Source organism: Halorubrum wangae (genome assembly GCF_051194135.1).
GTDB lineage: Archaea > Halobacteriota > Halobacteria > Halobacteriales > Haloferacaceae > Halorubrum.
The window spans coordinates 330,570-343,764 of sequence record NZ_JBLZNH010000003.1; the positions used below are offsets into that span (position 1 = coordinate 330,570).

10 protein-coding genes are annotated in these 13,195 nt (G+C 67.0%); 3 read left to right on the forward strand and 7 right to left on the reverse strand.

The window, feature by feature from the left end; translation table 11 throughout:
• Positions 1 to 223: 223 nt before the first annotated feature.
• From glmU to glmM, 3 genes are all read right to left on the reverse strand, one after another.
• Complete coding sequence (gene glmU, locus ACNS84_RS11715; protein ID WP_435075050.1) at positions 224 to 1,405, reverse strand: bifunctional sugar-1-phosphate nucleotidylyltransferase/acetyltransferase; 1,182 nt, start codon at positions 1,403 to 1,405, stop codon at positions 224 to 226.
• Positions 1,406 to 1,508: 103 nt separating this feature from the next.
• On the reverse strand, positions 1,509 to 2,822 hold the full coding sequence (locus ACNS84_RS11720) for a M99 family carboxypeptidase catalytic domain-containing protein (RefSeq protein ID WP_496923255.1): 1,314 nt from the start codon (positions 2,820 to 2,822) through the stop codon (positions 1,509 to 1,511).
• 272 nt (positions 2,823 to 3,094) lie between these two features.
• Entirely contained in the window at positions 3,095 to 4,435 is a 1,341-nt protein-coding gene (gene glmM / locus ACNS84_RS11725; RefSeq protein WP_435075169.1) for a phosphoglucosamine mutase, read from the reverse strand.
• A gap of 316 nt (positions 4,436 to 4,751) precedes the next feature.
• On the opposite strand from glmM, the gene ACNS84_RS11730 reads away from it, so the two are divergent.
• Positions 4,752 to 5,039 (forward strand): PadR family transcriptional regulator, encoded by a 288-nt coding sequence (locus ACNS84_RS11730; RefSeq protein ID WP_435075052.1) that lies wholly within the window; start codon positions 4,752 to 4,754, stop codon positions 5,037 to 5,039.
• Between the two features lie 115 nt (positions 5,040 to 5,154).
• Positions 5,155 to 6,204, forward strand: coding sequence for a rhodanese-like domain-containing protein (locus tag ACNS84_RS11735; protein ID WP_435075053.1), 1,050 nt, complete (start codon positions 5,155 to 5,157; stop codon positions 6,202 to 6,204).
• 169 nt (positions 6,205 to 6,373) lie between these two features.
• On the opposite strand, the gene ACNS84_RS11740 is transcribed toward ACNS84_RS11735, so the two are convergent.
• The gene (locus ACNS84_RS11740; protein ID WP_435075054.1) at positions 6,374 to 9,007 is read right to left on the reverse strand and encodes a heavy metal translocating P-type ATPase; all 2,634 of its coding nucleotides are present in this window, start codon (positions 9,005 to 9,007) and stop codon (positions 6,374 to 6,376) included.
• 153 nt (positions 9,008 to 9,160) lie between these two features.
• The gene (locus ACNS84_RS11745; protein ID WP_435075055.1) at positions 9,161 to 9,775 is read right to left on the reverse strand and encodes an AsnC family transcriptional regulator; all 615 of its coding nucleotides are present in this window, start codon (positions 9,773 to 9,775) and stop codon (positions 9,161 to 9,163) included.
• A gap of 130 nt (positions 9,776 to 9,905) precedes the next feature.
• Between ACNS84_RS11745 and ACNS84_RS11750 the strand changes: the two genes are divergently transcribed.
• Positions 9,906 to 10,103 (forward strand): heavy-metal-associated domain-containing protein, encoded by a 198-nt coding sequence (locus ACNS84_RS11750; RefSeq protein WP_435075056.1) that lies wholly within the window; start codon positions 9,906 to 9,908, stop codon positions 10,101 to 10,103.
• Between the two features lie 44 nt (positions 10,104 to 10,147).
• Here ACNS84_RS11750 and lpdA read toward each other — a convergent pair whose 3' ends face one another.
• Both lpdA and ACNS84_RS11760 read right to left on the reverse strand, forming a co-directional pair.
• Complete coding sequence (gene lpdA / locus ACNS84_RS11755; RefSeq protein WP_435075057.1) at positions 10,148 to 11,575, reverse strand: dihydrolipoyl dehydrogenase; 1,428 nt, start codon at positions 11,573 to 11,575, stop codon at positions 10,148 to 10,150.
• A complete protein-coding gene (locus tag ACNS84_RS11760; protein WP_435075058.1) occupies positions 11,575 to 13,182 on the reverse strand; it encodes a dihydrolipoamide acetyltransferase family protein in 1,608 nt (535 codons plus the stop codon). Before ACNS84_RS11760 ends, lpdA begins: the two co-directional genes overlap by 1 nt.
• Positions 13,183 to 13,195 lie beyond the last annotated feature (13 nt).

Below are 13,195 nucleotides of genomic sequence, written 5' to 3' on the forward strand. Positions count from 1 at the left end.
AGCAAGTGCTCGGAAGCGCGTTGAAAATTGGGTCGCAACGTAGCGCGCGAGCGTGTCCGTCGCCGATGGAGGTCGCGGCGTCAGCCGATCGGTCCGATCCACACGGCCGGTGACTGGTCAACCGAAACCGCCGCGGCGAGCGCGGTTCGTCGAGTGTCGAGCACAGGACAGGTGGTGGTCGACGCACGACACCCGTTTCAGCGGTACGGGCCGCTCACGTCGGTTACTTGTCGTGGGCCACGATCTCACCGGGGTCGGTTCGAGCGTCCTCCGACAGTGTCACGCCGGGGTGGAGACCGGTGTTGATGCCGGTTTTTACCCCGTCACCGACGACGACACCGAACTTCTTGCGCCCCGTCGAGACGCGCTCGCCTTTGACCGTGAGTTCGACGTCCTCGCCGTCGTGACGGAGGTTCGCGACGTTGGTGCCGGCACCGAAGTTCGCGTTCCGGCCGACGACGCTGTCGCCGACGTACGAGAGGTGCCCGACGTTCGTGTTCTCCAAGATGACGCTGTTTTTGATCTCGACGGCGTGACCGATGTGGACGTCGGGGGCGAGGTACGTGTTCCCGCGGACGTACGCGTTCGGCCCGACGGAGGCCCCTTCCGAGACGTACGCCGGCCCCTCGACGACGCTGCCGCCGCGAACGGTCGCACCGTCCTCGATGACGACGGATCCCTGAATCGTCGCGTCGTCGCTCACTTCGCCGTCGACGCGGCGGTCGAGCGTTCCGAGCTTCCACTCGTTGGCTTCGAGGAGCTCCCACGGTCTGCCGACGTCCATCCAACGGTCGAGAGTGACGGGCGAGACGGTGAACTCCGAGATGACTCGGTCGAGCACGTCGGTGAGTTCGCGTTCGCCGCGCTCGCTCGGCGACACGTCGAGCATGTCGCGTGCCTCCTCGGGGAAGACGTACGCACCGGCGTTCACGAGGTCGTTTTGCGGGACGTCGGGCTTCTCCGAGATCTCCGTCACCGCGCCGTCGGAGACGTTCAGGACGCCGTAGTTCGAAGGGTTCGAGACCCGAATCGAGGCGATACTCGGCGCGGCGTCGAACAGTCTGTCGATGCCCTCGGGATCGTAGAGGTTGTCGCCGTAGAGCACCGAGAAGGGGCCGTCGATGTGTTCTTTGGTGGCGTGGACGGCGTCAGCGGTCCCCTGCTGTTCGTCCTGGACGACGTACGAGACGGGGACGCCGCGATACGACGACCCGAAGTAGTCTCGGACGATCTCTTCGCCGTATCCGACGACGAACACGAGTTCGTCGGCACCGGCCTCGACTGCCGCCTCGGCGGTGTGGGCGGTGATGGGTTGTCCGGCGACCGGCAGCATCGGTTTGGGGACCTCGTTCGATAACGGCCGCATTCGAGTGCCTTTGCCCGCCGAGAGAACGATTGCCTGCATACCCAGACGTAATCAAACGATGCGCATTATTATATGCAGAATAAGCGTGTAGCGGGGTTGAAACGTCAGTTGCGGAAGCGTTTAGCACTGTGATAGCGACGGCTCACCCGAACAGGAAGCCGTGCTGCCAGAGCAGGTCGGTCGCGGTGTTGACGCCCCACACCACCTGGTCCTCGAGGTACGTCCCTTCGCGCGTCGTCTCGACGAGGTATCCGGGGAGGTGCAGGTCGCCGTACACCTTGTGAACGAAGAGCGGTCGCGACCCGTCGAGCGTGTTCCCGCAGTCGAAGTCGTAGTACGACGGGTACTCCGAGAGGTCGACGTAGTGGTCGTTGACCCGGGTGCACGCGTCCACGGCGTTTTCCGGCATGGCACGGGTCGGGAAGACGGCCTGGCCGACACTGCCGTCGTGCTTGTAGATACCGCTCGAACTGTGGAGGTCGACGACGACGTCCGGGTCGTGCGCGACGAGCTCCGACCAGAGCGCTCGGGCCAGCTTACTCTCCGGGGCCGATCCGGTGGGGAACTGCCGGTTCAGGTCTCCGCTCTCGGTGTACCGGGCGCCTCGTTGGATGGCCCGCCGGTTCGCCTTGGGGACGACGACGAGTTTACCGCCGGTCGGGCGAACGCGCGTCAGTTCTCCGGCGCTGATGTACCCCTGAGGCTCGTCCCCGTGGATCCCACCGACGACGAACGCTGTCGGACCCGGTTTCCCCGAGTCGATGACGTGCACCGGCGTCTCGTACTTGGTCTCCGGAAGGAGCGAGTGGATGCGAACGCTCCCCTCGTTGACCCTGTCGAGACGCGTGCGAATCCAGCCCAGAATGTCGGCGTAGTTGCCGTGTTTGTGGTCTCGAAGGAGGCGGACCCGCGGGACGTCCGAGATACCGTATCGGACGGCCTCGTCCGTCGCAGAGCGCACGAGACTGTCGTAACGGTCATCGTAGGCGCGGTTGGCGATCTTCATCGTGTTTCGGACCCCACCGAGCCCCATGTACGACTCTAACCGGGCGTGCGTGTACGTCTTGGTCGTGTAGTTCCAGTACATGAACTCGAAGAACTCCCAGAAGTTCTCCGGTTCGACGTGCCAGACGCCGTGTGCGGCGCGAGCGGCGCGGGCCTCGCCCTCGTCGTCGCCGACGAGGTACGTGTCGACGGCGTCGGGGCGGTACGAGAGGAACCGAAGTTCGACGTTGAGGAGGCCCGGTCGGACGTACTCGCGGACGATCTCCTCGAGGTTGTGCTGGACGAAGTACTGTGAGGCGTCGGAGAGGAAGTTGACGTACACAGTCAGCGTGGGGTTCGTCTCGTCGGTTCCCATCGTGGGGTAGAGCCGATCGGGGAGGTACGGTGCCGTCCCGACTTCGCCCGGTACGAACGCCGCTTCGACGGATGACGTAGCCGCTGCACCGATCAAGGAGGATCCTATCGTAGCGCCAAGAAAATGACGACGAGTGAGTTGGTTAGCCATTATCCTTCGGATGTTGTGACTTTCTCGAACACCAGAAAGTTCTCACTTCATATCGACAGCATTCAAGTACTCAGGTGGGTTGAGAACGATCGACACGCCCTTAATTTCGGCCGTCGACTCGGAGAAAAATCAGCGATTCCGGACCGTCGATCCGGCGCTTCGACTACCGCCGGCGCTTCTGCAGCCTACGCTTCTGCCGCCGACGATTCGACTACCGTTTACGCTTCTGCCGCCGGCGCTTCGACTGCCGCTTTCGCCGCCTCAACGCGATCGATCGCGTCGTCGAACAGTCTGTCCGCGTTCGCCTCGGTCCGTGCCTCCGCCGTGACTCTGACGAGCGGCTGTGTCCCGCTCGCGCGGACGAGGAACCAGCCGTCGTCGGTGGCGACGCGGACGCCGTCGCGGTCGTCGATGTCGTCGTACTCGTCGCGAACGCTCTCTTCGACTCGTTCGAGGACACGAGCCTTGTCGTTCGCCTCGACGCTCTCTCGGCGGAGCGGGTAGGTGTCGATCGTGGCGACGAGTTCGGACAGTGGCCCGCGCTTCGAGACGAGTTCGACGAGTTTGCACGCCGCGAGCGGACCGTCGGGGCAGGGGGTCTCGTCGCTCCAGATCCACGCTCCCGACGGTTCTCCGCCGAAGACGACGTTCGGCTCGGCGCACGCTTCGGCGACGTACACGTCGCCGACGCGCGTTCGAACGGCCTCCGCACCGACCGAGTTGACGGCGTCGTCGACGGCGAGGCTCGTGTTCACCGGGACCGCGATCTGTTGGCCTTCGGTAGCGGCTTCGCGACCGAACAGTGCGAGGAGAGAGTCCCCCTCGACGAAGTCCCCGTCGTCGTCGACGGCCATCATCCGGTCGGCGTCGCCGTCGTGCGCGATGCCGAGGTCGGCGTCGGTTTCGGCGACGTGCTGTTCGAGCGCGTGGCAGGTCGCCTCCGTCGGCTCGCTCGGCCGCGCGGGGAACCGGCCGTCGCGTTGGCCGTTCAGCGTCGAGACCGTACACCCGAGGTCGGTGAGCACGTCCGCAGTGATCCGGCCCGTTCCGTTCCCGACGTCGACGACGACCGAACACGGCTCCGAGAGGTCGAGGCTCTCGCGGAGCGCCTCTCGGTGTCGGTCCCCGATATCGCGGCGTCGCTGGCCGCCGACCCCGTCCCACGCGGCGAGGTCGTAGTCGTCCTGCTCGACCCGTCGGGCGACGGCCTCTCGCTCGTCGGCGCCGAAGGCGCGTCCGGATTCGTTCCAGAGCTTGAGACCGTTGTCCGACGGCGGGTTGTGCGAGGCGGTCACGACGACACTCGCGTCGGCGTCGAACCACTCCGCGGCGCGGGCGACCGTCGGCGTGGGGTGAGTTCCGACGCGGACGACGTCGGCACCGGTCTCTCGAAGTCCCGCCGTGAGCGCCTGTTCGAGCATCGGTCCGCTCTCGCGCACGTCGCGTCCGACGACGACCGTGTCGTACCCTTCGCTCCCGAGCGCGCGGCCGATCGAGAGGGCCAGAGACGCCGTAACGTCGTCACCGACTGCTCCACGGATCCCGCTGGTTCCGAACATGGTCTCGACCATGGCCGGGGTGGTGATTACTATGATATTAGTAACGGAAGAGAAGAGGGGCGATTCGCCCTTCAACTGGACCCACACGCTGGTGCGTCCTACCCAAACAGACCGACAGTACAGGCCGTCGCTTTCCGAGGGGGGGGGGGGAACGGAACGAGACGGCCCGGATCGACACTCGGCCCACCCCCATATTACTATCAGGTTGGTATCACGGCCGGGAGCGGGAATCCCGATCGTTTCACGGAGTATAGGACCTCTTTAGCGACACAACGGTCTGGGTAGTTCATGTAGGGAGGGGGAGTGTACCCGACGTATGGACGTACACGAACTAACTGCGATCCAACGTGATCTGCTCTTCGTCGTGAGTGGGATGTCCGACTCGTCGGGGACGGCGATCAAGTCCGAGCTCGAAAGGACTCAGGACCGGGACCTCGTCAAAGGGCGGGTGTATACGAACCTCAATGAACTCGCCGACAGAGGTCTCATCGACAAGGGGAGTAAGAACGGACGAGCAAACGAATACTCGCTGACAGAAAAAGGCCGTGAGGCGGTGAGAAACCGGCGTCGCTGGGAACAGAGCTACGTGAAACAGACGGCCTGACCTCGGTCTTCCAGCAGTGGACGCCTCAGGCGCTGAACTCCCCGAACGGCGGATCGCGGGTCTGAGAGGCTTACTTTGTCTATAATAAACACCTGTAGGCCGCAATGCCTCGTTGATGACAGACCGACAGTCCAGCCGTAGACGGTTCCTCCACGTGACTGGTGCAGCGGCGCTCACCGGACTCGCCGGGTGTTCGGGCGGATCGGAGTCCGAGAACACGACGGCACCCGCCTCGGACAACACGACGGCACCCGCCTCGAACAACACGACGACCACGCAGTCGTCGACCAGCACGCCGGAAAACCAGATCCGCGGCCCCCGCGAGGGCGACGACCTGCCGGAAGACACGAAGCCGTCGAGCGGATACCCGCCGGAGTTCGACGCCGTACCGGAGGAGCGGGACATCGACACGAGCGCCTACGACACGCTGACGCGAGAGGTCAACGGCAAGACCGCCGAAGTGCCGCTCGTTCCCGTCGAGGACGCGTACTACTGGTACGCGCGTCAGGAGGCGCGCTTCGTCGACGCTCGCAGTGAGACCGGATACGACGTCTCGCACATCTTCGGGTCGGTCCTCAGTCCCGCACCCGACGGCCGACGGTTGGACCCCACCGCCGACTGGGACAAGTCCGACCGGGTCGTGACGTACTGCCACTGCCCACATCACCTGTCGTCGCTCCGTGCGGCGTCGCTGCTGGAGGCCGGGTTCGAGAACGTGTACGCCATCGACGAGGGGTTCCAGGGATGGCTCGACCGGAACTACCCGCTCGCCGGCGACGACACGAATCGAGACTACACGATCCGGACGATCGACGGGGAGACCAGTCGATTCGACGCCGGCGAGACGGCGTGGGCGTTCCACCCCGAGACCGATCAGGTCGAGGCGACCGAGATCGAATCCGACGGGTCCTACACGCTCGAACTCAAGTTCGTGCAGGTCGAGGAGCAGAGTACGATTCAGGTCGAGACGCCGAGTTACGCCATCCAGGCACCGCTGGGCGACCTGACCAGCGGGACGGTCACCGCCGAGAGCGGGTCGCCGGCGACGGCGACGAAGGAGACGTCCGCGAACTCGACGAACTCGACGACCACCGCGTCGAACGGCACGAGCACCAACTCCACGAACACGACGGACGATTCGTATTCGTGGCAGTGGGACTTCTAACGCGTCCGTGAGGACGAGGTCGTACCGACGAGCCTTCGTACCCGCTCTCACGAGAGGTTCGTTCGATACGCGGAAAACCGGAGAGCGCCGGCCACGGTCCGAAAATACGGAATGCGGGTCGGGCGGTCACGGCGGCCGGCGGCGCCTCGGGGGAGAGACGCGACGGCGCCTACCGGAACCGGCCGAGCAGCCGGTAGTCGCGGTCGGGCTCGTACCGCCGGAACAGCAGGCTGTTCGTCAGCACGCTCACGCTGGAGAGCGCCATCGCCCCGGCGGCCAGCGCGGGTTGGAGTAGGCCGAGCGAAGCGAGCGGGATCATGAGCGTGTTGTAGCCGAGCGCCCACACGAGGTTCTGCTTGATCTTCTGGAGGGTCGCGTCCGAGATGCGGATCGCCTTCACAACGTCGAGCGGATCGTCCCGCATCAGCGTCACGTCCGCGGCCTCGATGGCCACGTCCGTGCCGCTCCCGATGGCGGTGCCGACGTACGCGACGGCGAGCGCCGGCGCGTCGTTGACGCCGTCGCCGACCATCATCGCCTGCCGACCGTCGGCCTGGATCGCCTCGACGGCGTCGGACTTGTCCTCGGGCAGGACGCCCGCCCGGACGTTCTCGGGGTCGATGCCGACCCGCTCGGCGACGGTGCGGGCGGTGCGCTCGTTGTCGCCGGTGATCAGCATCACGTCGATAGCGCGGTCGCGGAGGGCCGCCACCGCGTCCGCCGCGCTCTCCTTGACCGTGTCGGCGTCGGCGACGACGCCGATCAGGTCGCCCCGGTACGCGACGAGCATCGCCGTTTTCCCTTCATTCTCGAGGCGTTCCATCGTCTCGGTCGCGGGGGAGGCGTCGACGCCCTCGTCCGCCAGCAGCTTGCGGTTGCCCACCAACACCTCGCCGCCCTCGACCGTCGCACGCACCCCGTGACCGGGGACGTTCTCGAAGCCGTCCGGCTCGGGGATCTCCAGGCCGCGTTCTCGCGCGCCGTCGACGATGGCGCGGGCGAGGGGGTGTTCGCTGCCGCGTTCGGCGATTGCAGCGAGCCGGAGCACCTCGTCTTCCGCGTCGCGGTCGACCTTCGATTCAGACTGCTGCGTCGCACCGCCGTCGGGGACGGGGGCGCCGTCGCGGTCGAACGCGATAACGTCGGTCAGCTCCATCTCGCCCTCGGTGAGCGTCCCGGTCTTGTCGAAGACGACGGTGTCGACGTCCTTGGCGCGTTCGAGCACGTCGCCGCCCTTGAACAGGACGCCGTGGCCGGCGCCGATGGTGGTTCCGACCATCGTCGCGGCGGGCGTCGCCAGCCCGAGCGCGCAGGGGCAGGCGATGAGCACGGCCGAGGCGAACACGACAATCGCGAACTCGGAGACGGAGACGGCGCCCCCGGCGACCGCCGGCCCACCGGCGACGAGCCCCCACAGCGGGAGCGCGTTCACGAACCCGGCGAGCGCCTCGGGGAAGAGGTACCAGACGGCCCCCCACAGGAGGGCGTTGACGATGACTGCCGGGACGAAGTACGCGGAGATGCGGTCGGCGAGGTTCTGGATGTCGGGCTGGCGCGACTGGGCCTCTTTGACGGTGCGGACGATACCCTGAAGCGCGGTGTCGGCGCCGACTTTCGTCGCCTCGACGACGAGCACGCCGTTCTCGTTGATCGTCGAGCCGATCACCTCGTCGCCTTCCCCCTTCTCGACGGGGACCGACTCGCCGGTCACCATCGACTCGTCGACCGCGCTCTGCCCGTCGACGACGACCCCGTCCGTCGGTATCTGTTCGCCCGGTCGGACCTTCATCCGGTCGCCGACCTCGACCGCGTCGAGGGCGACCTCCCGTTCGGTGCCGTCCTCGTCGACCAGGGTGGCGGTGTCGGCCTCCATCTCCAGGAGCTTCCGGAGTGCCTCACCGGCCTGCCCCTTCGAGCGGGCCTCGAGATAGTTGCCGAGGGTGATGAACACGAGGATGAGCGCCGCCGTGTCGAAGTAGAGGCTCCCGGCGACCAGTCCGGCGAGGACGGCGACCGAGTAGCCGTAGGCGGTCGTGGAGCCGAGCGCGATCAGCACGTCCATGTTGGCGCGCCCGTTCGTCACCAGCGCCTTGTAGGAGTTCTCGTAGAACGGCCGCCCCAAGACGACCTGGACGGGCGTCGCGAGCAGGAACTGCACCCACCCTATCCGGACCCCGAAGACGGTCTCGGGGAACAGTTCGCCGCCGAACAGGAGGTGATCGGCCATGAACAACAGCAGGGGCGCCGCGAGCGCCGCCCCGAAGAGCGTCAGGCGGAGCTGTTTGCGTATCTCCGCCTCGCGGGCCGCGTCGCGGGCGTCCCGCCCGGCGTCACCGCTCGATTCGCCGTCCGTCGCGTCGGTCCCACTCGCGTCTCCCGCCCCGTCGCGGACAGGCGAGTATCCCGCGGATTCGATCGCGTCGTAGAGGTCGGACCGGGAGGCGTCAGCCGGATTGTACCTGATCTGCGCCTCGTCGGTCGCGTAGTTCACCGTCGCCTCGATCACGCCGGGTGTCGACTCGAGGGCGTCGGCGTTGACCTCGGCGCAGTTCGCGCAGGACATGTCCGTGATCGCGACGGTGACGGTCTCGCTGACCGCGCCGTAGCCGGCCGCTTCGATCGACTCGTAGATGTCTGCGAGCGACACCACGTCGGGGTCGTACTCGACGGAGCCCTCGTCGGTGGCGTAGTTGGCGTTCGCCGAGATCACCCCGTCGAGGTCGTCAAGGGCGTCCTCGATGGATGCCGAGCAGTTGGCACAGGACATCCCGGTAACGTTCAGATGGGCTGTTCTCGTTGGCATACGTACTCCTACGTGGTCTACCCTTAGGCGGTTTTCTGCTTCGAGACCACGGCTTTGGCGGGGCCGAAACCTTCGATATCAAAGCGGTCGGTGCGAGCGTAGACCCGACGATTAGAGAGCCGCGCGGTCGACGAGGTCAACAGAGAGCCCGAATCACACGCCCTCCTCCAGCCGCTGGTACCGGTCTCGGAACCGAGACAGACAGGAGGGACAGCAGAAGTGGTACACCTCGCCGTCGATCCGGGCCGTCTCCCCCTCGCTGTCGACGGTGTTCGAGCACTCGGCGCAGGTCAGCGCGAACTCCACGCCCTCGACGGAGGGCGTCCACTGAAACTCGTCGACCAGCGTGACGTCGTAGTCGTCGACGTCGATTCCGTCGAACAGCCCGCGCACCCACTCCCGGACGTTGCGACCCTCGACCCGACCGTACAGCCGCAGGTCGCCGTCGGCCGTCACGAACACGTGTTCCACGGCGTCGGCCTCGCCGACGCGGTGTCGCGCTCTGTCGAGAGCGGTCTGGTCGTCGTCCGACTCGGAACCGAGCGGCAGCGCCACGTCGACTAGCACGGGGACGCCCGCCCGGAGCTTCGATCGGTCGACGTCGACGGTGAACCCCTCGATGACGCCGCTCTCTTCCAGCCGCGTGACGCGGTCGGAGACCGCCGGGCCCGACAGCCCCACGCGCTCGCCAATCTCGCTGAACGGGCGCCGGGCGTTCTCGGCCAGGAGCGACAGGATCTCCACGTCTGTCTCGTCGAGGTCTCGCATACCCTCCGTAGGCCTCCGATATATAAGACGGTTGGCCGATGTGGTTCAGATTCCAAAGTCAGACAGGCGTTTAAACCGCGATCGCGAAGCAGAAAACGACAAACCGGTTCCGCCCGTACCGTCCACCGTCATGAATCAGACGATCACCGTCAAGGGGATGTCGTGTGAACACTGCGAACAGAGCGTCACGGAGGCGCTCGAAGGCGTCGAGGGCGTTGAGCGCGCGAGTGCCGACCGCGAGAGCGAGTCCGCGACCGTCGAGGGCGACGCCGACGCGGACGCCCTCGTGAGCGCGGTGAGCGAGGCGGGCTACGACGCGTCAGTTTAACAGAGAAGACAGGCACCGAGCCCGCTGCGCGATCGGCCGGTTTTCTATCGATTCAACGTGTGGATCGCCTGCCCGCGAGCGTTCTCCGCGGCCTCCATCACCGCTTCCGCGAGTGTGGGGTGCGTGTGGACTGTCGCGGCCACGTCTTCCAGCGTCGCGCCCATCTCGATCGCGAGCGCGACCTCGGCGATCAGTTCGGAGGCCTCCGGCCCGACGATCTGCCCGCCGAGCACGAAGCCGGTCTCCTCGTCGGCGACGAGGCGGACGAACCCGTCGGTGTGGCCCGTCGTCAGCGCGCGTCCGGAGGCGTTGAACGGCATCTCACCGACGACCGGGTCGAAGCCGGCGTCCTCGGCCTCGTCTTCGGTCAGCCCCACCGTCCCGATTTCGGGGTCGGTGAAGACGGCCGCGGGGATCGCCTGCTGGTCGAGCGCGGCCGGCTCGCCCGCGATCACCTCGGCGGCGACGATCCCTTCCTTCGAGGCCACGTGCGCGAGCATCGGCTCGCCGGCCACGTCGCCGACGGCGTGAATGTGATCGACCGCGCTGCGGGTGCGGTCGTCCGTCTCGATGAAGCCGCGATCGTCTGTCTCGATCCCGGCGTTCTCCGGGTCGAGCCCGTCTGTGACCGGGCGACGGCCGACGGCGACGAGGATCTTGTCGACGCCGTACGTCGATTCGTCGCCAGCCTCGGTCTCCGTGTGCAGGCGGTAGCCGCCGTCGGCGCCCTCCGACCACTCGCTCGCGCCCTCGCCGAAGTAGAACTCCACGCCGAGTGCCTCGGCGCGCTTGCGGACGATCCGCTTCACGTCGTCCTCGTAGGGTTCGAGGATATCGTCGAGCATCTCGACGACGGTCACGTCGGCGCCGAGCTTGGCGTACGTCGTCGCCAGCTCCATCCCGATGTAGCCGCCGCCGACGATCCCGAGTCGGTCGGGGACCGAGTCAGCGGCGAGCGCGTCTGCCGAGGTCCAGACGTGGTCCGCGGCGAAGTCGAAGCCGGGGATCTGAATCGGTCGCGACCCGGTCGCGACGATCGCGTGTTCGAACTCGATCGACTCGGAGCCCTGCCCCTCGCCGCCGTGGGCGACGCGCGCGGTGTGCTCGTCGACGAACGAGGCGGTCCCCGAGACGAGGTTGACGCCGTTCGCCTTACAAAGCTTCTCGACGCCGCTCGTCAACTGATCGACGACGCCGTCTTTCCACTCGACCATCTTCCCCATGTCGACGGCGGGGTCCGCGTGGATGCCCATGAACTCCGCGTTGCCGGCCTCGTGGGCGAGCCCGCTCCCCGTAATCAGCGCCTTCGAGGGGATACAGCCGCGGTTCAGGCAGGCGCCGCCGTAGGCGTCCTTCTCGACCAAGGTGGTGTCGAGCCCTTTCTGTGCGGCGCGGATGGCGGCGACGTAGCCGCCCGGTCCGCCGCCGATCACCAGTACCTCCGTTCCGGTTGCGATGTCTCCGACGACCATTATTGTGTCAACAGCAGCAGCGGGTGTTCAAGGTGTTCCATCACGGTGTTCGCGAACTCGGCCGCCACCGCGCCGTCGACGACGCGGTGGTCGATCGACAGCGACAGGGGCAGCGTCGGCGCCGGGACGACCTCGCCGTCGCGGACGACCGGTCGCTCCTCGATGGCGCCGAGTCCGAGGATGGCCGTCTCCGGATAGTTGATGATCGGCGTGGCGTACTCGCCGCCGATGGCGCCGAAGTTGGTGACGCTGAACGTGCTCCCCTTCATCTCCGCGGGCTCGAGTTTCCGCTCCCGGGCGCGGGTCGCGAGGTCCCGGACCTCTTCGGCCAGTTCGAAGAGCCCCTTCTCGTCGACGTCGTCGACGACGGGCACCATCAGCCCGGCGTCGGTCGCGACTGCGATCCCGAGGTTGTACTCCTTTTTTAAGACGATCTCCTCGTCGTCCTCGCGCAGTTCGCTGTTGAGGTACGGGAACTCCTTCAGCCCCGCGACGATGGCCTTCATCACGAACGGCATGTACGTGAGGTTCACGCCGGCTTTTTCGGCCTTTGGCTTCAGCTCCTCGCGTGCCTCCACGAGAGCGTCGACCGCGACGGTGTCGTGGTGGCTGACGTGCGGAGCGGTGTACTTCGACCGCTCCATCTGCTTCCCGATAGTCCGACGAACGCCGCGGTAGGGGACGGTCTCGTCGCCTGCGACGGAGGCGCTCGTCCCCGCCGCGTCGGCGGCGGTCGCGGTCGTCGTGCCGTCCGAGTCGACCGGCTTCGGCTCCGGTGCCGACTCGGCCGTCGCCGACTCCAGCCCGTCTGCGTACGCCTGCACGGCATCGCCCGTGACGAACGCCTCGCCGTCGCGGGTCTCGTCGGTCGGCACGTCGTCGATGTCGACGTCGAGCTCACGGGCGAGCTGCCGGGTCGCCGGCGTCGCGAGCGTCGTCTCACGGCCGGCCGGCTCGGGCGCCGACCCGGAATCGACGGGCGTCGAGTCCTCGGCGGCCTCCCGCTCGTCGCGCTTGCTCACGGTGGACTTCAGGTCGTCGGAACCGAGGTCGGTGGGAGTTGGCGCGGGGGTCTCGTCCGGACCGGTGTCGCTCGGCTCGTCGTCTCCGTCGTCGCTCGCTGCGTGCGACCGCACGTCGGCCTCGGTGACCCGGCCGCCGGGGCCGCTTCCGTCGACGGCCGCGATGTCGACTCCGAGTTCGCGGGCGAGTCGACGGGCCGACGGCGGGGCGAACGTCCGTCCGGCGGGCGTCTGCGACTCCGACTCGACGCCGTCGTCCGTCTCGATCGGGGCGGGTTCGCTCGCGTCCGGGCTTGCCTCGTCGGCACCCGCCTCGTCGGCGGCCGCGGCCCCCTCGTCGTCCTCGTCGACGCGGAACGAGATGATCACGTCGCCGACGGGGACCATCTCCCCCTCGTCGACGAACAGCTCCTCGACCGTTCCGTCGTAGCTCGACGGGACCTCAACGAGCGCCTTGTCCGTCTCGACTTCCGCGACCGGTTGGTCCTCCTCCACGCGGTCGCCCGGCGAGACGAGCCACGAGACGAGCTCGCCCTCTGCGACGCCCTCGCCGACGTCCGGCAGTCTGAACTCCTTGACGGTCATACCTCGACCTCCT